Origin of the sequence: Streptoverticillium olivoreticuli subsp. olivoreticuli, assembly GCF_003391135.1 — a bacterium.
GTDB classification, from domain to species: domain Bacteria; phylum Actinomycetota; class Actinomycetes; order Streptomycetales; family Streptomycetaceae; genus Streptomyces; species Streptomyces blastmyceticus.
Genome location: NZ_CP031455.1, coordinates 2363376 through 2384967, shown reverse-complemented (window position 1 = coordinate 2384967; position 21592 = coordinate 2363376). Strand labels below are relative to the sequence as shown.

The following is a 21592-nucleotide window of genomic DNA, read 5'->3' as shown; positions in this document are numbered from 1 at the left end:
TGTATGCGACGCGCCCTCGTGCCCCTCCTGCCGTTCCTGCTCGCGGCCACCGCCCTGGGCACGGCACCGGCCCGGGCCACGCCCGCGCCGAACCCGGTGATCTTCGTGCACGGCCGCAACGCCGGACCCGGCGTGTGGGACGGCATGCGTGCCGGCTTCGTCCGTGCCGGATACCCCGAGGACCGGCTCGACGCCTGGTCGTACGACACCAGCAGGTCGACCAACGAGGTGCTGGCCGGGGAGTTCGCCGCCCACGTCGACGCCGTGCTGGCCCGCACCGGCGCGGCGAAGGCGGACATCGTCGCCCACAGCCTGGGCAGCCTGCCGTCCCGCTGGTACCTCGCGTTCGGCGGAGGCACCGCCAAGGTCGCGCACTGGGCGTCGCTGGCCGGCCCCAACCACGGCACCACCGTGGCGTATCTGTGCGCGCTGTGGGACCAGGGGTGCCGGGACATGACCCCAGGTTCGTACGTCCTGTCCCACCTCGACGCGGGGCCGGAGACACCGGGCCCGGTGCGGTACGCCACGTGGTGGTCGTCGTGCGACGAGCAGATCGCCCCGGTCTCCAGCACCGCGCTGGCGGGCGCCGTCAACACGCGGACGGCGGCCTGCCTGAAGCACAACGACCTGCTGACCGACGCCACGGTCGCGGAGCAGGTGCGCGCCTTTCTGGCGGGGTGACCCGCGGCGCCGGCCCGGGCGGCTGGCACGATGGCCCGCATGACCGCATATGTGATCTCCGAGTCCGAGGTGCTGGACGAGGAACTGGCCGTCTCCTACCGCACCTTGGCCGCCGCCGCCATCCGCCACCACGGCGGCCGCTACGTCGTCCGCGGCGCGGAACCAGAGGCCGCCGACGGCCTCTGGCCGGTCGGCAGGAGGCTGATCGTCGTGGAATTCGCCGACATGGAGCGGCTCAAGGCGTGGTACGCGTCCCCCGAATACGCCGAGGCCCGCGAGATCGCGAAGAAGGCACTCAAGCGCCGCCTTCTCTTCGTGGAGGGCGCCCCCGGATAGAGCCCCTGTGGGGCGCGGCCGGGGCGCGCTAACCTCGGGCTCCATGACGCGAACGAGCCGTACGCCCATGCGGAAGCTGACCTTCGTCGTCGGGACCGGGCGCAGCGGTTCGTCCGCCCTCTCCCGCGTCCTCAACGCGCATCCCGAGGTGCTCAGCCTCAATGAGTTCCTGGCCTCGCTCGGGTCGGGCGCGCTGTCCGAAGGGGAGCTCACCGGGGAGGAGTTCCGGCGGCTGCTCACCCGGCCGAACCCCGTCTTCGAGACCATGAACCGCAGCGGGATGCCGCTGCCGGAGTTCCTCTACGTCAAGCGGCCAGGCCGGTACGCGACGGGGACCACCGGCATTCCCGCCCTCTCCCTCATGGTCCTGCCGCACCTCACCGACGACCCGGACGGCCTGCTCGACGGGATCGAGGCGCAGGTCGCCGCCTGGCCCGCGCGGACCGCGGCCGCGCACCACGAGGCGCTGTTCGACCTGCTGGCCGCGCGGTTCGGGCGCACGGCCGTCGTCGAGCGCTCGGGGTATTCGGTCCAGTGGGTGCCACGGCTGCGCGCCGCCTTCCCGTACGCCCGCTTCGTGCACCTCTTCCGGGACGGCCCCGACTGCGCGCTGTCGATGAGCCGCCATGTGGGCTATCGGACGATCTTCCTCTTCCGGAGGATCCAGGAGCTGACCGGAGTCAAGGACTTCACGGAGCTGTCCGAGGCCGATGTGCGCTCGCTGCCCCCGGATCTCGCCGGGGTGCTCGGCGAACGCATCGACCCGGCCCTGGTGTGGGACCGGGAGCTTCCCGTCGAGGAGTTCGGCGCGCTGTGGTCGGAGCTCGTCGCCCAGGGCGCCGGGCACCTCGCCGAGGTGCCCGCGCCGCAGCGCACCACCCTCGCGTACGAGGACCTCCTCGACCGCCCGGGGGAGGAACTGGCCCGGCTGGCCCGCTTCGTCGGTGTCGAACCGCTCCCGGAGTGGCTCGACACCGGCCGCGCGCTGCTGGACGGCAGCCGGCGGGGAGCGTCCCGGCGGCTGCCGCCCGGCCGGCTGGCCGCGCTGAGGGAGAGCTGCGCGCCCGGCACGCGCGCCCTGGAGGACTACCGGCGGCGGTGTCGGGTCAGTTGATCGCCTTGATCAGCTCGCCGTTCGCCGTGTCGCCGCTCAGCTCCCAGAAGAACGTCCCGCCCAGGCCCTGCCGGTCCTTGTACGCCATCTTCCCGGCGATCGTCGTGGGGGTGTCGTAGCTCCACCAGTCGCCGCCGCACGCGGCGTAGGCGGTCCCGGCCACCGTGCCGGTGGCCGGGCACTTGGACTTGAGGACCTTGTAGTCGTCGATGCCCTGCTCATAGGTGCCCGCCGCGGGACCCGTGGCGGTGCCGCCCGGCGCCGCCTGGCTCACGCCCGTCCAGCCGCGGCCGTAGAAGCCGATGCCCAGCAGGAGCTTCGAGGGCGGCACGCCCAGCGACCTGAGCTTCTGGATCGCGCTGTCGGTGTCGAACCCGGGCTTGGGGATGCCGTTGTAGGAGGTCAGCGGGGAGTGCGGGGCCGTCGGGCCCTTGGCGTCCCACGCGCCGAAGAAGTCGTAGGTCATGGGGTTGTACCAGTCGACGTAGCGCGCCGCGCCCGCGTAGTCGGCGGCCTCCAGCTTGCCGCCCGCCGAGCCGTCCGCCGTGATCGCCGCGGTGACCAGGTTGTTGCCGCCGAACCGCGTCCGCAGTGCCGCCATCACGTCGCGGAAGGCGTCCCGGCCGCTGGTGTCGCAGGTCAGACCGCAGGCGTTGGGGTACTCCCAGTCGATGTCGATGCCGTCGAAGACGTCGGCCCAGCGCGGGTCCTTGACGAGGCCGTAACAGGACTCGGCGAACGCTGCCGGGTTCTTGGCGGCCTCGCCGAAGCCGCCGGACCAGGTCCAGCCGCCGAAGGACCAGATGACCTTGAGGTTCGGGTGGAGCTTCTTGAGCTTGCGCAGCTGGTTGAAGTTGCCGCGCAGGGCGCCGTTGTCCCAGGTGTCCGCCTGGCCGTCGACGCTGCCGGCCGCGTCGTAGGCCCGGTCGTAGTCGGCGTAGGAGTCGCCGATCGCGCACTTGCCGCCGGTGACGTTGCCGAAGGCGTAGTTGATGTGGGTGAGCTTGGCCGCGGAGCCGGAGGTCTCGATGTTCTTCACGTGGTAATTGCGGCCGTAGACGCCCCAGTCGGTGAAGTATCCGACGACCCGGTGACCGGCCCCGGCATCGCCGGTGCCGTCGCCTCCGTCGGTGGCGGCCGCGCCCGCCGTGCCGGTGAACAGCGTGGTCGCGAGCATCGCTCCGGCGGCGGCGAAGGCCGCGAACAGCGTCCGGGCGCGGCGGCGGGGGGCGTTCTGGTGCGGTCCGTACATGGTTCTCCTCGGTGGGTGGGGAGAGCAGGGGGATGACGCGCACGCGCTCCTGCGTTGGCATGAACGCGGTGAACGGTGCGGAAACCGTAGAAGGACTAGACCAGTACGGTCAATGGTTTGGACCAATTCGGTTCAGTGGTCGGTCCGGCGGTCCTCCGGGATTTGTCAACCCGTGACGTCCGGCCGCCGATCGGGCATACTCCAACCCGCCACAGCCGCAGGTCATCCGATGCCGAGACCCGGCGGGGGACCATGGGCTGGGCACCACGGACGGCGGGAAACACACCCTTGCGCTTCCGTCGCCGCAGCGCCCTACAGGGAGGAGAGCGCCACCATGACCGACCACGGCCCGCAGCCGGTGGAGCGTCAGCTGCCCACCGAGGAGGCCCGCGATCTGATCGCGCTCGTACGCGATCTGGTGCAGCGGGAGATCGAGCCCCACGCGGCCGAGGAGGAGGACGCCGGGCGCTTCCCGCGCGAGGTCTTCGGACTGCTCTCCACGTCCGGACTGCTCGCCCTGCCCTACGCCGAGGAGTTCGGCGGCGGCGACCAGCCGTACGAGGTCTACCTCCAGGTCCTGGAGGAGCTCGCCGCGGCCCGCCTCACCGTGGGGCTCGGCGTCAGCGTGCACACCCTCGCCTGCCACGCCCTCGCCGGCTACGGCACCAAGGAGCAGCAGGCCGAGCACCTGCCCGCGATGCTCGGCGGCGGACTGCTCGGCGCCTACTGCCTCTCCGAACCGTCCGCCGGATCCGACGCCGCGGCACTGCGCACCCGCGCCACGCGCGACGGCGACACCTGGACGCTGGAGGGCACCAAGGCGTGGATCACCCACGGCGGCATCGCCGACTTCTACACGGTCCTGGCCCGCACGGGCGGCGAGGGCGCGCACGGCATCACCGCGTTCCTCGTGCCCGGGGACGCGCCCGGCCTGTCGGCGGCACCGCCCGAGCGGAAGATGGGCATGAAGGGCTCGCCCACCGCCCAACTCCACTTCGACGGCGTGCGGATCCCCGACGCCCGGCGTATCGGCGAGGAGGGGCAGGGCTTCGCGATCGCGCTGTCCGCCCTCGACTCCGGCCGGCTCGGCATCTCGGCCTGCGCCATCGGCATCGCCCAGGCGGCCCTGGACGAGGCGCTGTCCTTCCTCGCCGAGCGGCGGCAGTTCGGCCGCCCCCTGGTGGACTTCCAGGGCCTGCGCTTCATGCTCGCCGACATGGCCACCCAGATAGAGGCGGGCCGCGCCCTCTACCTCGCCGCCGCGCGCCTGCGCGACGCGGGCCTGCCGTTCTCCAAGCAGGCGGCGATGGCCAAGCTCTTCTGCACCGACGCCGCGATGCGCGTGACCACCGACGCCGTGCAACTCCTCGGCGGCTACGGCTACACCGCGGACTTCCCCGCGGAGCGCTACATGCGCGAGGCCAAGGTGCTCCAGATCGTCGAGGGCACCAACCAGATCCAGCGGCTGGTCGTCGCCCGCCACCTGGCGGGGCCCGAGTCCCGCTGAGCCACTCGGTTCGCTTCCGTACGGGGGCGGGGCGGGCGGTCCCCGACCCGTACGGGTGACGATCGACCGGGCGGTGTACGCCCGGACCGGCGCGGCGGGACGATGCCGGTATGAACGCGGTCGACGTGCCGGAGCGGAGGGCGCCGACCGGCGGCGCCCCCGGGCGTCACCGGGACGGGCGCCGCATCCCCGGGACGCGCACCGGGCGCGAGCCGGGGCCGCCGATGTGCGAGAACGGCTGGGTGCGCCAGTCGAGGCTCTCCGGCAGCGTCAGCATCAGGGCCGCGTCGAACTCCTGGGTGCCCTGCGCCTCGTCGGTGGGCGCCGCCTTCTCCACGCCGCTGCCCGAGCCCGGGCAGACCGTGAGCCCGAAGGGGTTCCACGGCGACGGGCACAGGGCATGCTCGGGGAGCACGTCCTCGTCCTCGAGCAGCGCGATCGGGCGCGCGCAGTCCGGGCATGTCACCCGGAACATCGCGGGGATCTCATACGTCTCGTACGGGCTGCTGCCGTCACCCTCATCGAGGCGTTCCAGGCTGGGCATATGTCTTTCTCCCCCTCGGATTGGCCGGCCAGGCACCTCGGCCTCGGCCACAGCAAGCACTTCCCGCGTCGCGAGGGCGGTAATCGCCGCACCCGGGAGGACACGGGTGCATAGGTGTGTTGTTCGTCACATGCTCTGCGCGGGCGGTCGGGCCGTCGACTGTGCCGGGCCGCCTCTCACCCAGTAGGTTGATCCGCGTGGAGGAGCTGGACAGAGAAATCGTGGAACTGCTCGTCAAGGACGGGCGGATGAGCTACACCGACCTGGGAAAGGCCACGGGCCTGTCGACCTCGGCGGTGCACCAGCGTGTGCGCCGGCTCGAACAGCGCGGTGTCATCCGCGGCTATGCGGCCGTGGTCGACCCCGAGGCCGTCGGCCTGCCGCTGACCGCGTTCATCTCGGTGAAGCCGTTCGACCCCAGCGCTCCGGACGACATCGCCGACCGGCTCGCCGAGATCCCCGAGATCGAGGCCTGCCACAGCGTCGCGGGCGACGAGAACTACATCCTCAAGGTGCGCGTCGCGACCCCCTTGGAACTGGAGCACCTGCTGGCGCGGATCCGCTCCTTGGCGGGGGTGTCGACCCGCACGACGATCGTCCTGTCGACGCCGTACGAGGCGAGGCCGCCGAGAGTGGGCTGACTTCCGGGGGAGGGGGTGGGCCCAGGGGAACAACCAGCCGACGGCGGACCCCCGCGTACGGTCACCGCCCCAGGACGCGACAGACTTACCCCATGAGCGACCGCCCCGACACCGCAGGCAACAACACTCGCACCGTGCTGCTGCGCCGCGGCAATGTGCACAGCCCCGCCGACCCCTTCGCCACCGCCATGGTCGTGGAGCGGGGGAGCGTCGCCTGGGTCGGGTCCGAAGGGGCCGCCGACTCCTTCGCCGACGGGGTGGACGAGGTCGTCGACCTCGAAGGCGCGCTGGTCACCCCCGCGTTCACCGACGCACATGTGCACACCACCGCCACCGGCCTCACCCTCACCGGTCTCGACCTCGCCGGTGCCCGCACCCTGGCCGAGGCGCTGGACCGGGTGCGCGCCCACGCGGCCGCCCGGCCCGCCGACCGGGTGCTCCTCGGGCACGGCTGGGACTCCAGCGTCTGGCCCGAGCGCCGGCCGCCGTCCCGCGCCGAGCTGGACGAGGCCGCCGGCGGCCGCCCGCTCTACCTCACCCGGGCCGACGTGCACTCCGCCGTCGTCACCACGGCCCTCCTCGACCTCGTCCCCGACCTGCGCGGACCCCGGCCGGACGCCCCGCTGACCGGCGACGCCCACCACGCCGTGCGCGCCGCCGCGTACGGCAGCCTCACCGCCGCCCAGCGCACCGAGGCCCAGGTAGCGGCGCTCGACCGCGCCGCCTCCCTCGGCATCGGCTCCCTGCACGAGTGCGCCGGGCCGCTGATCTCCAGCACGGACGACTTCACCGCCCTGCTGGCCCTCGCCGCCGAACGCCGTGGCCCCCGTGTCGTCGGCTACTGGGCGGAGGCCATCGGCTCCGTCGCCGAAGCCGATCGCATTCGCGAACTCGGCGCGCTCGGCGCGGCCGGGGACCTCTTCGTGGACGGCTCCCTCGGCTCGCACACCGCCTGCCTCCACCAGCCGTACGCCGACGGCCCGCACGCCGCCCACACCGGCACCGCCCACCTCGACGCCGGCACCGTCACCGCCCACCTCGTCGCCTGCACCGAGGCGGGCCTCCAGGCGGGCTTCCACGCCATCGGCGACGCCGCCCTGACCACCGTGGTCGAGGGCGTGCGGGCCGCCGCGGACAAGCTCGGCCTCGCCGCCGTCCGCGCCGCCCGGCACCGCGTCGAGCACGCCGAGATGCTCACCCCCGAACACATCGCCGCCTTCGCGGAGTTCGCCCTCACCGCCTCCGTGCAGCCGGCCTTCGACGCCGCCTGGGGTGGTGACGACGCGATGTACGCGCAGCGCCTGGGCGTCCCGCGGGCCCGCACCCTCAACTCGTACGCCGCCCTGCTGCGCGCCGGGGTGCCGCTCGCCCTCGGCTCCGACAGCCCGGTCACCCCGCTCGACCCCTGGGGCGCCGTGCGCGCGGCGGCCTTCCACCGCACCCCCGAGCACCGGATCTCGGTCCGCGCCGCCTTCACCGCGCACACGCGCGGCGGCTGGCGGGCCATCGGCCGCGACGACGCGGGCGTCCTGGTGCCGGGCGCACCCGCCGACTACGCGGTCTGGGAAGCCGGCGACCTCGTCGTCCAGGTGCCGGACGAGCGGGTCGCCAGCTGGTCCACCGACCCCCGCTCCGGCACGCCCGGACTGCCCGACCTCACCCCCGGCGGCCCGCTGCCCACCTGTCTGCGCACGGTCGTCGGCGGGCACACCGTCCACACGGGGCAAGGGCGTCCGAACGAGTGATTGAGGCGGCGCCGCGTACCGCCGAACGACGTGCCGTCGGCCTGTCGCCGCACATGATCACCCGCCTTACTGACCTGCTGATTTGAAACATCTGCGCAGGTCAGAGAGGTGTTGACAGGGTGTGGGCGGCGGCGGGTAGGTTCGGCGGAGTCCACCAAGGACGTCCGGCCGGTGAATCTCCACACAGTCGTCGAACGCCGCTGGGCCATGGGGCGGTGCGCCGGACCGGCACACCGCCACTGGCAGCCAGGTTCCAGCGCACGGGGGCGAGGGACGGTTCCGCCAGGCCGGCAGGTGCGACCCGGGTGGGGCCCGGACGTTCAGTAGACAACGGTCTCGGCCGACCCGCAGCCAGCGGTTCCCGGGCCGGCCCGAAGGACGCCGGGCCCCCATTCGCCGCTCGCGCGCGAAAGCGCGTTCTCCATGGCCCAGGATCCGGGGTGCGACCCGCGCGGGGTACCGTCGGCACATCACCGCTCAGCTCGCAGGAAGGCGCGACCGTGCCCCCGGGTCCCGAAACCACCGCCGATGGCGAGAGCCGCGCCGCCGACCTCACCGAACCGGTGCCGGCCGCGGAGCCCGCCGCGCCACCCGCGCCGCGCCCGGGCAGGCTCACCCGTCTCGGCCGCCTCGCCCGCCGTGAGGCGCCCCGCACGGGCCTCGCCGCGCTCGGCGGCCTCGCGCTCGCCGTGGCCTTCCCGCCGTACGACCTGTGGCCGCTGTCGGTCGTGGCCGTCACCGCGCTGGCGCTGCTGACCCGCGGGCGCACCGCCCGCCAGGGCGCCTGGACCGGCTTCGCCTTCGCGCTGCCGTTCTTCTTCGTCCTGCTCCGCTGGCTGCGGGTCGTCGGCTACGACGCGGTGGTCGGGCTCTCCTTCGTCGAGGCTCTGTTCATCGCGGTGCTCGGCGCCTGCCTGGCCCTGGTCTCCCGGCTGCCCGCGTGGCCGCTGTGGGGCGCCTGCCTGTGGGTCGCCGAGGAGCTGGCCCGCGACCGGCTGCCGTTCGGCGGCTTCCCCTGGGGGCGGCTGGCCTTCGCCAACACCGCCTCGCCGTTCACCCCGCTCGCCGCCCTCGGCGGCGCCCCGCTGGTGACCTTCGCCGTGGCTCTCACGAGCGGCCTGCTCGCCTGCGCGGTGATCACCGGCCTTCGGCTGCGCCGCGGGCCCCGTACGGTCCGTATGGCCCTGCCGGGGGTCGAGGCCGTCGCGCTGGCCGCGGCGCTCACCCTCGCCGGATACGCCGTGCCCGTCCCCACGAAGGCCGCCGACACCGTGAAGATCGCCCTGGTCCAGGGCAATGTGCAGCGCCCGGGCATCGACTTCCTCGGCCGCCCGATGATGATCCTCGACAACCACGTCGACGCCACCCTCCAGCTGGCCCGCGACATCAAGGCGGGGCGGACGGAAAAGCCCGACCTGGTGATCTGGCCGGAGAACTCCTCGGACCTCGACCCGTTCCAGTACCCGCAGGCGTACGACCGCATCGACGAGGCCGTCAAGGCCGTCGGCGTGCCGGTCCTCGTCGGCGCCCTGGTCGACCACCCGGGCAAGGGCGGCTACATCGACAACAAGGGCATCGTCTGGGACCCGAGGACGGGCCCCGGCGCCTCCTACGCCAAGCAGCACCCCGTGCCGTTCGGCGAGTACGTGCCCTTCCGCGACCAGCTGAGCAAGGTCATCACCCGGCTCCAGCGCGTCCAGCGCGACTTCTACCCCGGCGACCACACCGGCGTGATGCAGATCGGCCCGGCCCGGCTCGGCGACGTGATCTGCTTCGAGGTCGCCTACGACGAGATCGTCCGCGACACGGTCAAGGCCGGTGCCCGCGCCCTCGTCGTCCAGACCAACAACGCCACCTACGGCCGCACCGGCCAGCCCGAGCAGCAGCTGGCCATGTCCCGGCTGCGGGCCGTCGAGCACGGCCGCGCGGTGGTCACCGCGGCGACCAGCGGCATCAGCGCCGTGGTCGCCCCGGACGGCAAGGTGCTCCAGCGGAGCGAGGAATTCACCCGGGATGTCATCAGTGCCCGGATTCCCCTGCGGGACGGGACCACCGTCGCGGACCGCACCGGTGCGGCGCCCGAATGGGCGCTCGCTATGGTGGGCGTTCTCTCCTGTGCGGCCGCACTCCTGATCGGCCGTCGGGGACGTACGGACGAGAAGGGGCAGCAGTGAACGACGGTGGTCAGCGGAGATACGGTCCGCTCGGCACGGCCTTGGTGATCATCCCGACCTACAACGAGGCGGAGAACATCAAGTCCATCGTCGGCCGGGTGCGGTCGGCCGTGCCCGAGGCGCACGTTCTCGTCGCCGACGACAACAGCCCCGACGGCACCGGCAAGCTGGCCGACGAGCTGGCGGCCGACGACGACCAGATCAAGGTCCTGCACCGCAAGGGCAAGGAGGGTCTCGGCGCCGCCTATCTCGCGGGCTTCCGCTGGGGCCTCGACCACGGCTACGGCGTCCTGGTGGAGATGGACGCCGACGGCTCCCACCAGCCGGAGGAGCTGCCCCGGCTGCTCACCGCCCTCAAGGGCGCCGACCTGGTGCTCGGCTCCCGCTGGGTGCCCGGCGGCCGGGTCGTGAACTGGCCGAAGTCCCGCGAGTTCCTCTCCCGCGGCGGCTCCACCTACTCCCGGCTGCTCCTGGACGTCCCGCTGCGCGACGTCACCGGCGGCTACCGCGCCTTCCGCAGGGAGACCCTGGAGGGCCTGGGCATGGAGGAGGTCGCCTCGCAGGGCTACTGCTTCCAGGTCGACCTGGCCTGGCGCGCGGTCAAGGCCGGGTTCCATGTGGTGGAGGTCCCCATCACCTTCGTCGAGCGGGAGCTCGGGGACAGCAAGATGAGCCGCGACATCGTCGCGGAGGCCCTGTGGCGGGTCACCTCGTGGGGCGTCGGCTCCCGGGTCGGCAAGGTCCTCGGCCGGGGCTGACCCCGGGCCGCGGCGTACGGCGGGCGTCCAGGCACACTTGAGGCATGACGTTCGGAGCACAGCAGACCCCTGAAGGCCGACCGCCGAAGAAGAGCCGCGCCCGCAAGCTCGTCCCCCTGGGGGTGGCGGTGTGGGTGGTGCTGGAGATCTGGCTGCTGACACTGGTGGCCGGGGCCGCCGGGGGCCTCACGGTCTTCGCCCTGCTGGCCGGTGGCGTGGTCGTCGGCTCATATGTGATCAAGCGGGCCGGGCGCCGGGCCTGGCAGCGGCTGACGGTGACGCTCCAGCCCGGGGGAGCGGTGGCCGGGCCGGCGCCGGAGGGCGGGGGCAACGGCCTCACGATGCTCGGCGGGCTGCTGATCATCCTGCCCGGCCTGCTGTCCGACGTGGCGGGCCTGCTGTGCCTCTTCCCGCCCACCCGCAGCCTGCTCCGCAAGGGGTTCGAGCGGCGGCTGGGGCGGCCCGCGGCCTCCGGGACGTTCGGGGACGCCTTCCAGCAGGCGCGCATGCGGATGCCCGACGGCAAGGTCGTCCAGGGCGAGGTCATCCGGGAGGACGAGCCGGCGCGCGCTCCGCGCGAGGACGGGCCCCAGCTGCCGCGTTGAGCGGTACGGGGCTCCGGCCGGGGGCCGGAGCCCCGTACAAGCGCACACCTAAGGGCCGGGCCACTGCCTGAATGCAGTGGCCCGGCCCTTGGGTGTGTCGCCCGCCGCTACGCGGTCAGGCGGACTTGCGGTTGTCCCGCGGATGCACGGCGATGTTCATGGCACCCGAGCGAAGGACGGCCAGCCGCTCGGCCAGCACCTCCTCCAGCTCCTCACGGGTCCGGCGCTCCATGAGCATGTCCCAGTGCGTACGCGCAGGCTTGCCCTTCTTCTCCTCAGGACCGTCGCCGTCCACCAGGAGTGCAACGGCGCCGCACGCCTTGCACTCCCACTCCGGCGGAATCTCCGCCTCTACCGAAAACGGCATCTCAAATCGATGCCCGTTCGGGCATGCGTACTCCACCGCCTGGCGCGGGGCCAGATCGATGCCGCGGTCGGTCTCGTAGCTGGTAACCACAAGTCGCGTGCCGCGGAGAGCTCGCTCACTCATGAATCGTGCCTCCCGGGCTTGGTCGCCCACAGGACAGGTGTCGCTGTCGTCGTCATCCGGTCAACGTCCGGTCGGCGGTGAAGATTCCCGTTGAGGGACATGCGTCGCCCGTCGTGCCGCCCCTTGTTGTACCCACCAGCGCCCGTTTTGTCACATCTGGCAACGGATGTCACCCTGCGTTTCTGTCGCTTTAGCGCGCAGTAACGGTCCGTCCGGTGGGTCGAAGGCGTACACTACCGGCCCACCTCCCCCCGGCCTAAACCAGGTCCGGAAGTTCGCGCGCCGCCGCCGGCTCCGGCGCCGTTCCGGGGGCCGGGGTGCCGTGCGCGGCCCCGCTCGCGACCACCGCCGAGGGCGCCGCCTGGGGCAGGGCGAAGAAGCGCAGGAAGAACTGCGACAGCGGCCCGATGGCCAGCGCGTAGAGCACCGTGCCCGCGCCCACCGACCCGCCGAGCAGGAAGCCCGTCGCCAGCACGACGATCTCGATGCAGGTCCGTACGAGCCGCACCGAGCGTCCCGTGCGCCGGTGCAGACCGGTCATCAGCCCGTCGCGCGGGCCGGGGCCGAACCGCGCGGAGATGTAGAGCCCGGTCGCCACCGAGCAGAGCACCACGGAGAAGGCCAGCAGCGGGATCCGTGCCCACAGCGACGCGGGCGCGGGGGCGAGGGTCAGCGTCGCGTCCAGCGCGAGGCCGATCACCAGCACGTTGGAGATCGTGCCGAGCCCCGGCCGCTGCCGGAGCGGGATCCACAGCAGCAGCACCAGCGCGCCGATGGCTATCGAGGCGGCGCCGATCGAGATGCCCGCGTGCCGGGCGACCCCCTGGTTCAGCACGTCCCACGGGGCGAGCCCGAGCCCCGCCCGCAGCTGCAGTCCCGCGCTCACGCCGTACAGCACGAGCCCGCCGTAGAGCATGAGCAGCCGGCGGGCCAGAAGCAGTCCCCCTGATGCGGACAAAGGATCCTCCCAAGTGTTCGGCGCGACGAATCGGCAGGGATGGTGGTGCAAGTGGCCTGCCGCATGACAGTCTGTGGACTGGACAGGGCAATGATCCATGGCCAATCCCGGAAAGGTGGACCGGTCGGTATGAGTCAGTGGACCTCTTCGGTGGGGGCGCAGAAGCTCGCGCACCTCCTCGGCTCGCAGCACGAGCGCGACGGGCAGGGCGTCGTGACCCTGATCGGCGGCCGCCGCGCACCCGCCTACCGCTCCCTCGCGGACGGCATCCGGCTGCTCGTCCTGGAGGGGCGGGTCCCGGTGGCCGCACGGCTGCCCGCCGAGCGCGAGCTCGCGGCGGCCCTCTCCGTCAGCCGCACCACCGTCGCCGCCGCCTACGAGGCGCTGCGCGGCGAGGGGTTCCTGGAGTCCCGGCGCGGCGCCGGGAGCTGGACGTCCGTGCCCGCCGGGAACCCGCTGCCCACCCGCGGCCTCGACCCGCTGCCGCCGGAGGCCGCGGGCTCCGTCATCGACCTCGGCTGCGCGGCCCTGCCCGCCCCCGAGCCCTGGCTGACCCGCGCCTTCCAGGGCGCGCTCGAGGAACTGCCGCCCTACGCGCACACCCACGGCGACTACCCCGCGGGCCTGCCCGCGCTGCGGCAGGCCATCGCCGACCGCTACACCGCGCGGGGCATTCCCACCATGCCCGAGCAGATCATGGTCACCACCGGTGCCATGGGCGCCGTCGCCGCGATCTGCCGGCTCATGGCCGGGCGCGGCGAGCGGGTCGCCGTCGAATCGCCCTCCTACGCCAACGTCCTGCAGCTGATGCGCGAGGCCGGGGCCCGGCTGGTGCCCGTGGCCATGGCCGACGGGCTCGCGGGCTGGGACCTCCCCGCCTGGCGCCAGGTGCTGCGCGACGCCGCGCCCCGCATGGCCTACGTCATCGCCGACTTCCACAACCCCACCGGCGCCCTGGCCCCAGACGAGCAGCGCCGGGAGCTCGTCGAGGCGGCCCGCGCCGCGGGCACCGTGCTCATCGCGGACGAGACCATGTCCGACCTCGCCCTGGAGCCGGACCTCGAACTGCCCCGGCCCGTCTGCGCCTTCGATCCGGCGGGCAGCGCCGTGATCACCGTCGGCTCGGCCAGCAAGTCGTTCTGGGCGGGCCTGCGGATCGGCTGGGTCAGGGCCGCCCCGGACGTGATCCGCAGCCTCGTCGCCGCCCGCGCCTACGCCGACCTCGGCACGCCCGTGCTGGAACAGCTCGCCGTCGCGTGGCTGTTGAACACCGACGGCTGGGACGCCGCCGTCGCCATACGGCGGGCCACCACGCGGGAGAACCGCGACTCCGTCGTCGCCGCGCTCGGACGGCACCTGCCGGACTGGGAGTTCACCGTCCCGCGCGGCGGGCTCACGCTGTGGGTGCGCACCGGCGGGCTGTCCGGCTCGCGGATCGCGGAGGCGGGGGAGCGGCTGGGCGTGCGGGTGCCGTCGGGGCCGCGGTTCGGCATCGACGGGGCCTTCGAGGGGTTCGTACGGGTGCCGTTCACGGTCACCGGCGCGGTCGCCGAGGAGGCCGCGAGCCGGCTGGCGGAGGCCGCCCGCCTGGTGGCGAGCGGCGCGACGGCGGCCGTCGAGGCCCCGCGTACCTACGTGGCCTGAACCGGCAGCGGCTCCCCGCCGCCGAGGTGGTGCCCGAAGCCCTCGACGGGCGCGGCCTCTTCGGGCGCGTGCCGCCCAGTGCCGTACGGGTCCCGCGCCGGTGTCGTTCCCGCGTCGTCCGGCACCGCCACGTCCGGCTCCGGTGCCGCCTCCACCCCCGCGCCGTACAGCGGGCCGGCCGCCCGGGGCAGCAGCTTGAGCACCGCCTGCCGCTCGGCCTCGGCCGCCTCGTCGTCGAGCGGATCCGGGGTGGCCGGCACCTGCACCCGGTGGACGGGCCCCGAGCCCAGCCGCGCGTAACCACGGCCGGGCGGCACGTCCGGCGTGGGGGTGGTGTGCGGCGGGGCGCCGAGCGCGGCCCGCACCTGCTCGGGGGTGGCGGGGCCGAGGATCACCCGGGCGCCGGTGTGGGCGCGCACCGCCTCGCCGAGCAGGTGGGCGTTCTCCAGGTGGTCGGCCACGGCGACCGTGACATTGGCGGCCCGGCCGTGCCGCAGCGGCACCTCCAGCAGCTCCTGGGGGTCGGGCCGCCCCTCGCCCGCCGCGAGGTGGCTCAGCGCCGTGGGCCGGTCGACGACGATCCACAGGGGGCGGCGGATGTCCTCGGGGAGCGGCCGCCCCTGCTGCCGGGCGTGGTTGGCGGCCGTCAGCCGCCGCTCGGTCTCGTGGGAGGCCCACTCCAGCGAGGCGAGCGCGCCCGCGGGGGAGCACTCCAGGGCCAGCACCCCCTCCCGGCCGGGGAAGCAGGTGTAACCCCCGGCGCCGCCGCCGTCGATCAGCAGCACGTCGCCGTGGTCGAGGGCCTGGAGCACGATCGAGCGCAAGAGGGTGGTCGTCCCGCCGGAGGGCCTGCCGAGGGCCAGCAGGTGGGGCTCGGTGGAGCGGCGGCCCGTGCGCCAGACGACGGGCGGCTCGTCGCGGATCCCCTCGTCGTCGAGCACCGGCAGCGTCCGCTGCACGGAGGACGCGTCGGTGAAGCCGAGCACGGTCTCCCCGGGCGTGGTGACGAACCGCTGGGCGAGGATGTCGGTCGGCAGCGCGGGCAGGACGGTCAGGGTGAGCCGGTTGGCCTCCTCGTCCCAGTCGAACCGGTACTCGCGGCCGCGTCCGGCCTTGATCTGCAGCAGCTGCTCGACCCTGGCCCGGGCCGTGGCCTCGCCGTCGGCGAAGTAGGCGGGGTAGCGCAGCTGGAGGGAGACCAGCCGCCCGTCCTCGAAGGCGTGGGTGAGGAACGCCTCCTCCGGGTCGCCGCCGTGGGCGTAGAGCGGGTCGGGGTCCTCCGGCATCGAGAGGTAGGGCACCAAGGACTCGTACAGCAGCTGGAGCCGCTCGTTCTCCTCGCTGTCGGGATCCGCGTCCCCGGCCGCGCGCTCGCGCCCCGCCCAGCCCGCCGCCACCATCACGGCGATCACGGTGACCGCCGGCCCGTACGGCACGAGCGCCACGATGACGGTGCACGAGCACGCCAGCAGCAGCGCGGGCGCGCGCCGGTCCGCGGGCATCCCCGCCAAGCGGCGCAGCCCGCCCCGGGCCAGCACGCCCAGTCCCCGTGCGACGCTGATCAGCGGGTGGAGGACGTCGGCGGCGTGGTAGGCGGCCGACCGCGCGAACTCCCGCCCGCGGGCGAGGCCGATGCCGCCGGTCAGGCTGCCGGAGAGCGGTCGCCGGGCCATGTCGTCATCCCCGTACGGGGGGCCGGTCAGAATCTGAGGCCGCCCAGCAGCCCGGCGAGGCTCGCGCTGCCCGCCTTGATGCTCGGGGCGATGGCCGTGCCGGCGAGGTAGAAGCCGAACAGGGCGCAGACGATGCCGTGGGAGGGCTTGAGGCCGTCCTTGCGGAAGAACAGGAAGACGACGACGCCGAACAGCACGACGCCGGAGATGGACAGGATCATGGCGTTCTCCTGGTTGATGGGGACGGTCACCACGAGTTCCTCAAGACTCACAGAAAGTGCTAACAAGGCAAAAGCGGATGAATCGCAATTCGATCTTCGGTGGCCCCGTCCGGAGCAAGGGGCGCACGGCCCGGTGGGTGGGGCGAACCGCTTGAACACGGCTCGGAACCCGGCCGGTGGCGATCAGCGCCGACTTGTGGGCCGGTCCGGACGGGGTTTCCCGGGATTCACCCGTTCGGACGCGTCCGAACCCGGTCCGGACCGGGTTCGGACCCCGGCGGCGTCCTGATGGCGATTCAGGGGCCGCCGCGACGCGCGACGGCCGGAGCCCATGGTTCCGCGGCCCGGCCGTACATAGGGTGGGCAGCACCGACCTCACCAGGCCGCCAGCAGCCCAACCCGGAGGACCGCAGACATGACCGAGCAGACCCCCGAGACCGAGCCCGCGCACGACCCCGAGGTGCTCCAGCTCGCGTCCAAGGTCTTCGACCTGGCGCGACACGGTGACACCGACACCCTCGCCGCCTATGTGGACGCGGGCGTGCCGGTCAACCTCACCAACGACCGGGGCGACTCGCTCATCATGCTGGCCGCCTACCACGGCCACCTCGACGCCGTCACCGCCCTGCTCCGGCGCGAGGCCGACCCGAACCGGCCCAACGACCGCGGCCAGACCCCGCTCGCCGGAGCCGTGTTCAAGGGCGAGGACGAGATCGTCCGCACGCTGCTCGCCCACGGCGCCGACCCGTCCGCCGGATCGCCCTCCGCGGTCGAGGCGGCGGCGGTCTTCGGCCGCCAGGACCTGGTGGAGCTCTTCCGCAGCGCGTGACCCGGGCGGCGCCCTCGATCGCCGGACCGGCTGAATTCGCGCACTCGCATCGGCCACATCGAGCCTGTCCGGCGATCGAGGGCACCGCCGCGCAGCGGTGGTGCGGAACGGGACGGCCGCAGGACAGCGCGGAAGACCGGCCGGACACGGCCGAGTGGCTCGAACGGCACCTCCCGTTCGCGCGGGGTCTTCCCTTCCCGGCGCGGCCCTGAGCGAATGAGGGCCGGACCGCCCGTGCCCGCGGTCCGCCACCGCCTCGCCCCGGAGGTCATCAGCCATGCGCATCGCCTGTCACCGCTCGGGAAGCGCACCGTCGGCGCCCGCCGCCGGGAGGCCGTGATGCGGGCCGTCGTGACCGGCGCGGCCGGTTTCATAGGCTCCCATTTGTGCGCGCACCTGCTGGCGGCCGGTGACACTGTCGTCGCGATCGACGCGCTGACCGACAGCTACGACGTGGCGCTCAAGAGACGCAACCTGCGGGACCTGACCCGCCGCCCGGCCTTCTCCTTCCACCACGCGGACCTGCTGGACACCGGCCTCGGCCCGCTGCTCGACGGCGCCCACGCCGTCTACCACCTCGCGGGGGAGCCCGGGGCGCGGTCCTCCTGGGGGCCCGATTTCGAGCTCTGCGCCCGCCGCAACATCCTCGCCACCCAGGCGCTGCTCGAAGCCGTGCGCGACCGCGCGTCCGGCGCCTTCGTCCACGCCTCCAGCTCGTCCGTCTACGGCGACGCGCGGACGTCCTCCACCGCGGAGACCGCCTGCCCCCGCCCGGTCTCCCCCTACGGCGTCACCAAACTGGCCGCCGAGCACCTCTGCGAGCTCTACCGCACGGCCTACGGGGTGCCCACGCTGTCCCTGCGGCTGTTCTCCGTCTACGGACCCCGCCAGCGGCCCGACATGGCCTTCGCCCGCCTGTTCGCCGCCGCCGCGGGCGGCCGGCCGTTCCCGCTGTACGGCGACGGCGAGCAGACCCGCGACTTCCTGTACGTACGGGACGCCGTCACCGCCATGCGGGACGCGGCCTGCTCCGGCTTCACGGGGGTGGCCGACCTCGGCAGCGGCTCCCCGGTGTCCATGAAGCAGGCGATCGCCGCCGTGGAGAGCCTGGCGGGCCCGGTGGAGGTCCTCCCGAGCCCCGCGGGGCTCGGGGACGCGCGGCACACGGCCGCGGACGTCACCGTCGCTTCCCGGGCGTTCGGCTTCCGCCCGCGCACGGCGCTGCACGAAGGGCTGGCGGCGATGGCCGCGGAGGGTGCCTGACCCGGGAACCCCCGGCGGACGGCTACGCCGTCAAGCGGTCGATCCGGGCCAGCAGCCGGCCGCCGCCCGCCGCCGTGCCCAGCTCGGCGCGCAGCCGTCCGTACCGCTCCTCCATCGCCGGTTCGGCCGCCGGTCCGGCCCCCAGCAGCCGCTCGTACAGCAGCACGCAGCGGGCCAGCCCCACCGCCCGGTGGCACGCGCCGTCCTCCTCGGCCGCCGGGAACGGCTCACGCGCCGCCACCGCGGCGGCACAGCGGCTGCGCGTGCCCTCGTACACCAGCGTCTCGGCCAGCCTGACCGAGGCGGGCAGCCCGGCCGGCGTCGGGGAGAGGACACGACGGCCGATCAGGACGGCGCCCCGCACCGCGGCGTCGATGTGGCCGTCGACCGCCGCGCCGTCGAGCAGGGCCACCTGGGCGACCGTCGCCCGCAGTTCACCGAGCATGCGCGGCCACACCGCGTCCAGCAGCCGGACCGCCGACGCGAAGACGGCCCGGTCGGCGGGCCGCCAGCGGCCGAGTGCGGCGGTCGGCGGGAGTTCGGCCGAGCGGGCCACCGCGCGCCGCAGATGGGGCAGTCCGTCCGGGTCCGCCTGTTCCACCGGCCACTCCACCGGGCCGGTGGCGGCCTCCGGCGGGAGCGCGGCGGACGCCTCGCCCAACTGCCGGGCCAGCTCCGCCGCGCGCTCCGGGGCGAGCGGGTGCTCGCGGCCCGCCAGTCGGGCGGCCTCGACCGCGGCGGGGTGGAGCGGCAGGGACAGCTCGGGCGGCGGGCCGGGCAGCCCCGCCTTCTCCACCGCGCTCAGCAGCAGGCGCCGCAGGGCCTCCTGGTCGCCGCGCGCCGAGGAGTGGTCGGGGTCCAGGTCCAATTCCGTTCCTTCGCTCAGGTCTTCCCGCGCGGCGGCACCGGTCGCGCGGCCGCCCGCCGCGGGCGCGATCGCCGCGTTCCGCCGTGAACGATATGACGAGGCCCGAGGCTTCGGAAAATCCGCCGGCCGGAAGTCGCCGACCGGCGAACAGCGCCGATCAGCGGGGTGCGACGGGCAGGTGTCGGCCAACTTCCGCGCCATGACGGCCACTCCCGCACCGCCGCCGACGGCGGTTGTCAGAAACCTCTTAGATCCGGTCACTATCAACTCTTCATGCGCACCTTCACTTCCTGCCGCACCGTCCGAGCCGCCGCAGTGGCTCTGGCGGTCACCCTCCCGTGTGTCACCCTCGCCACCGACGCCCAGGCCGCCCAGTGGCCGTCCGCCGCGTCCGGCGTCCGGGCGCACGGCCACCTCGTGGACCTCGCCGTCCGGGGCGGCACCGCCATCCTCGACACCACCTCGCTCCGCGTGACCGCCCGCACGGACCAGGGCGCGGCCGTGGAGCTGTCCGCCGCCGCGGCCGAGGCGCCCGGCACGCCCGGCCCCGTGACCGTCAGTGGCGACGGCGCCCGCTGGACGTACCCCGGCACCGGGCTGACCGTCACCGCCCGCTCCGACCAGGGCCGGCTCGTCGTCACCGCCACCTGCTCCGGCAGCGGAGACCGCACCCTCGCCTGGCCCGTCACCGGCACCGACGCCAAGGCGTCCGCCCTGCAACTCCCGCGGGGCGAAGGGCTGTCCATCCCCGTCGCCGACCCCTTCTGGAACTCCTCCGACGCCCGGCTCACCGACAGCGACATCGCCATGGACTCCGGGCTCTCCATGCCGCTGTGGGGCTACACCCTCGGCGCCCGGGGCGTCAGCTACCTCGTGCCCACCGACATCGGCACCTCGCTGCGCACGACCTCCGACCACGGACGGCTGCGCGCCACCGCCACCCACCGCTTCTCCCGCGCCGAGGGCACCACGGACTACACCGTCACCTTCGCCCTCACCGACGGCTCGCCCGTCGCCCCCGCCGTCGACTACCGCGCCTGGCTCCAGCAGCACGGGCAACTCGGCAGTCTGCGCCGCAAGATCGACGCCAACCCGGCCACCAAGAAGCTCCTCGGCGCCTTCCACGCCTACCTGTGGGGCGACGCCCGCACCGCCGACGGCGTGCGCGAGTTGCGCGGCCTCGGCGTGGACCGGATGTGGCTCGGCTACGACGCCGACGACAAGCCCATGGACGCCGCCGCCGTCACCGCCGCCAAGCAGGCGGGCTACCTCGTCGGCCCGTACGACTCCTTCGCCAACGGCCAGGACCCCAGGACCTCCGACGCGCCCACCTCCGCCTGGCCCGACAAGGTCTACCCCGACTTCTGCGTCCAGGACGCCGACGGCAAGCCCGTGCCCGGCTTCCACGACCGGGGCTGCTACCTCAGCTCCGAGGCGTTCGAGAAGGCCGAGCCGAGCCGCCACTACCTCGCCGACCGCACCCGCGAGATGACCGCCAACGGCGCCGACAGCTACTTCCTCGACGTCGACGCGGCCGGGGAGCTCTTCGACGACCACGCCGCCGCCCACCCCATGGACAAGGCCCGCGACCGTGCCAACCGCCTCGCCCGGATGAAGCGCCTCACCGACGCCGAGCTCGTCCTCGGCTCCGAGTCCGCCGGCTCCTGGTCCAACCAGGTGCTCGCCTTCGACCACGGCTCGGGCACGCCGGTCGCCGACGGGCTCTGGGACGCGCAGAAGGACAAGGCGAAGTGGGGCGGTTACGCGCCCGCCGGAGCCCCCGGCATCTTCTTCAAGCCCGCCGAGCTGCCCGCCCCCGTGGCCAAGGCGATGTACGACCCCACGTACCGCGTCCCCCTCTTCGAGACCGCGCTGCACGACTCCCTTGTCAACACCGAGCGCTGGGAGCTCTCCTACGACAAGCTGCCGCAGCAGAAGACGGCGCGGGCACTGCTGGCGATGCTCTACAACACCCCGCTCAACTTCGTCCTCGACGGGGCCTCGCTCAAGCAGCGCGGCGGTGAACTCGCCGCGCTGCAGAAGTACTTCGCGCCGCTCCACGAGGCGGCGGGCACGCAGCCGATGACGGACTTCCGGACGCTGACCGCCGACCGGAACGTGCAGCGGACGGTCTTCGGGGACGGCACGCTCACGGTGACGGCGAACTTCGGCACGTCGGCGTACGAGGGGCTGCCGGGCGGGTGCGTCGACGCGAAGGTGAAGGGCGACAAGGCGCCGCGGCGGCTGTGCCCCGGGGAGGTGAACGTCAACCGCTGAGACGGGGGTCCG

At 73.7% G+C, this 21592-nt stretch carries 20 protein-coding genes; 13 read left to right on the top strand and 7 right to left on the bottom strand.

Going from position 1 to position 21592, the window contains the following annotated elements:
* The first annotated feature begins 3 nt into the window (after positions 1 to 3).
* Genes DXZ73_RS09780 through DXZ73_RS09770 form a run of 3 tightly spaced genes read left to right on the top strand, consistent with a single transcriptional unit; the run spans position 4 to position 2131 of the window.
* Positions 4 to 681, top strand: coding sequence for an esterase/lipase family protein (locus DXZ73_RS09780; RefSeq protein ID WP_116210615.1), 678 nt, complete (start codon positions 4 to 6; stop codon positions 679 to 681).
* Between the two features lie 39 nt (positions 682 to 720).
* Positions 721 to 1017, top strand: coding sequence for a DUF1330 domain-containing protein (locus tag DXZ73_RS09775; RefSeq protein ID WP_116210614.1), 297 nt, complete (start codon positions 721 to 723; stop codon positions 1015 to 1017).
* A gap of 43 nt (positions 1018 to 1060) precedes the next feature.
* Positions 1061 to 2131, top strand: a complete 1071-nt coding sequence (locus DXZ73_RS09770) for a sulfotransferase (protein ID WP_240351285.1) — start codon at positions 1061 to 1063, stop codon at positions 2129 to 2131.
* Here DXZ73_RS09770 and DXZ73_RS09765 read toward each other — a convergent pair.
* Positions 2124 to 3383: a glycoside hydrolase family 18 protein gene (locus tag DXZ73_RS09765; RefSeq protein WP_116210612.1), complete on the bottom strand. Its 1260-nt coding sequence runs from the start codon at positions 3381 to 3383 to the stop codon at positions 2124 to 2126. The genes DXZ73_RS09770 and DXZ73_RS09765 overlap by 8 nt on opposite strands.
* Before the next feature lie 334 nt (positions 3384 to 3717).
* Between DXZ73_RS09765 and DXZ73_RS09760 the strand changes: the two genes are divergently transcribed.
* Positions 3718 to 4890, top strand: a complete 1173-nt coding sequence (locus DXZ73_RS09760; protein WP_116210611.1) for an acyl-CoA dehydrogenase family protein — start codon at positions 3718 to 3720, stop codon at positions 4888 to 4890.
* A 166-nt stretch (positions 4891 to 5056) separates the two neighbouring features.
* On the opposite strand, the gene DXZ73_RS09755 is transcribed toward DXZ73_RS09760, so the two are convergent.
* Positions 5057 to 5434, bottom strand: coding sequence for a hypothetical protein (locus DXZ73_RS09755; protein ID WP_116210610.1), 378 nt, complete (start codon positions 5432 to 5434; stop codon positions 5057 to 5059).
* Positions 5435 to 5631: 197 nt separating this feature from the next.
* Between DXZ73_RS09755 and DXZ73_RS09750 the strand changes: the two genes are divergently transcribed.
* The 5 genes from DXZ73_RS09750 to fxsA all read left to right on the top strand — a co-directional run bounded on the left by DXZ73_RS09750 (position 5632) and on the right by fxsA (position 11357).
* A complete protein-coding gene (locus DXZ73_RS09750; protein ID WP_030365423.1) occupies positions 5632 to 6075 on the top strand; it encodes an Lrp/AsnC family transcriptional regulator in 444 nt (147 codons plus the stop codon).
* 92 nt (positions 6076 to 6167) lie between these two features.
* A complete protein-coding gene (locus DXZ73_RS09745) occupies positions 6168 to 7820 on the top strand; it encodes an amidohydrolase (RefSeq protein ID WP_116210609.1) in 1653 nt (550 codons plus the stop codon).
* A 500-nt stretch (positions 7821 to 8320) separates the two neighbouring features.
* Entirely contained in the window at positions 8321 to 9994 is a 1674-nt protein-coding gene (gene lnt, locus DXZ73_RS09740; protein ID WP_116210608.1) for an apolipoprotein N-acyltransferase, read from the top strand.
* Positions 9991 to 10752 carry a polyprenol monophosphomannose synthase gene (locus DXZ73_RS09735; RefSeq protein WP_116210607.1) on the top strand — a complete coding sequence of 254 codons (762 nt, stop codon included), beginning with the start codon at positions 9991 to 9993 and terminating at the stop codon, positions 10750 to 10752. Before lnt ends, DXZ73_RS09735 begins: the two co-directional genes overlap by 4 nt.
* Positions 10753 to 10796: 44 nt before the next feature.
* The gene (gene fxsA / locus DXZ73_RS09730; protein WP_116210606.1) at positions 10797 to 11357 is read left to right on the top strand and encodes an FxsA family membrane protein; all 561 of its coding nucleotides are present in this window, start codon (positions 10797 to 10799) and stop codon (positions 11355 to 11357) included.
* Between the two features lie 115 nt (positions 11358 to 11472).
* Here fxsA and DXZ73_RS09725 read toward each other — a convergent pair whose 3' ends face one another.
* Both DXZ73_RS09725 and DXZ73_RS09720 read right to left on the bottom strand, forming a co-directional pair.
* On the bottom strand, positions 11473 to 11847 hold the full coding sequence (locus DXZ73_RS09725) for an RNA polymerase-binding protein RbpA (RefSeq protein WP_087929069.1): 375 nt from the start codon (positions 11845 to 11847) through the stop codon (positions 11473 to 11475).
* Between the two features lie 256 nt (positions 11848 to 12103).
* Positions 12104 to 12763, bottom strand: a complete 660-nt coding sequence (locus tag DXZ73_RS09720; RefSeq protein WP_240351713.1) for a YczE/YyaS/YitT family protein — start codon at positions 12761 to 12763, stop codon at positions 12104 to 12106.
* A gap of 171 nt (positions 12764 to 12934) precedes the next feature.
* On the opposite strand from DXZ73_RS09720, the gene DXZ73_RS09715 reads away from it, so the two are divergent.
* The gene (locus DXZ73_RS09715) at positions 12935 to 14449 is read left to right on the top strand and encodes a PLP-dependent aminotransferase family protein (protein WP_116210605.1); all 1515 of its coding nucleotides are present in this window, start codon (positions 12935 to 12937) and stop codon (positions 14447 to 14449) included.
* On the opposite strand, the gene DXZ73_RS09710 is transcribed toward DXZ73_RS09715, so the two are convergent.
* On the bottom strand, positions 14437 to 16122 hold the full coding sequence (locus DXZ73_RS09710; protein ID WP_116210604.1) for a hypothetical protein: 1686 nt from the start codon (positions 16120 to 16122) through the stop codon (positions 14437 to 14439). The genes DXZ73_RS09715 and DXZ73_RS09710 overlap by 13 nt on opposite strands.
* A gap of 26 nt (positions 16123 to 16148) precedes the next feature.
* A complete protein-coding gene (locus DXZ73_RS09705; protein WP_116215519.1) occupies positions 16149 to 16343 on the bottom strand; it encodes a hypothetical protein in 195 nt (64 codons plus the stop codon).
* Between the two features lie 415 nt (positions 16344 to 16758).
* On the opposite strand from DXZ73_RS09705, the gene DXZ73_RS09700 reads away from it, so the two are divergent.
* Positions 16759 to 17172: an ankyrin repeat domain-containing protein gene (locus DXZ73_RS09700; RefSeq protein WP_116210603.1), complete on the top strand. Its 414-nt coding sequence runs from the start codon at positions 16759 to 16761 to the stop codon at positions 17170 to 17172.
* 216 nt (positions 17173 to 17388) lie between these two features.
* Positions 17389 to 18435 carry an NAD-dependent epimerase/dehydratase family protein gene (locus tag DXZ73_RS09695; protein ID WP_205519144.1) on the top strand — a complete coding sequence of 349 codons (1047 nt, stop codon included), beginning with the start codon at positions 17389 to 17391 and terminating at the stop codon, positions 18433 to 18435.
* A gap of 22 nt (positions 18436 to 18457) precedes the next feature.
* Here the strand turns inward: DXZ73_RS09695 and DXZ73_RS09690 are convergent, their stop codons facing one another.
* Positions 18458 to 19303 (bottom strand): hypothetical protein, encoded by an 846-nt coding sequence (locus DXZ73_RS09690; RefSeq protein ID WP_116210602.1) that lies wholly within the window; start codon positions 19301 to 19303, stop codon positions 18458 to 18460.
* A gap of 273 nt (positions 19304 to 19576) precedes the next feature.
* On the opposite strand from DXZ73_RS09690, the gene DXZ73_RS09685 reads away from it, so the two are divergent.
* On the top strand, positions 19577 to 21580 hold the full coding sequence (locus DXZ73_RS09685) for a glycoside hydrolase (protein WP_116210601.1): 2004 nt from the start codon (positions 19577 to 19579) through the stop codon (positions 21578 to 21580).
* Positions 21581 to 21592: the final 12 nt, after the last annotated feature.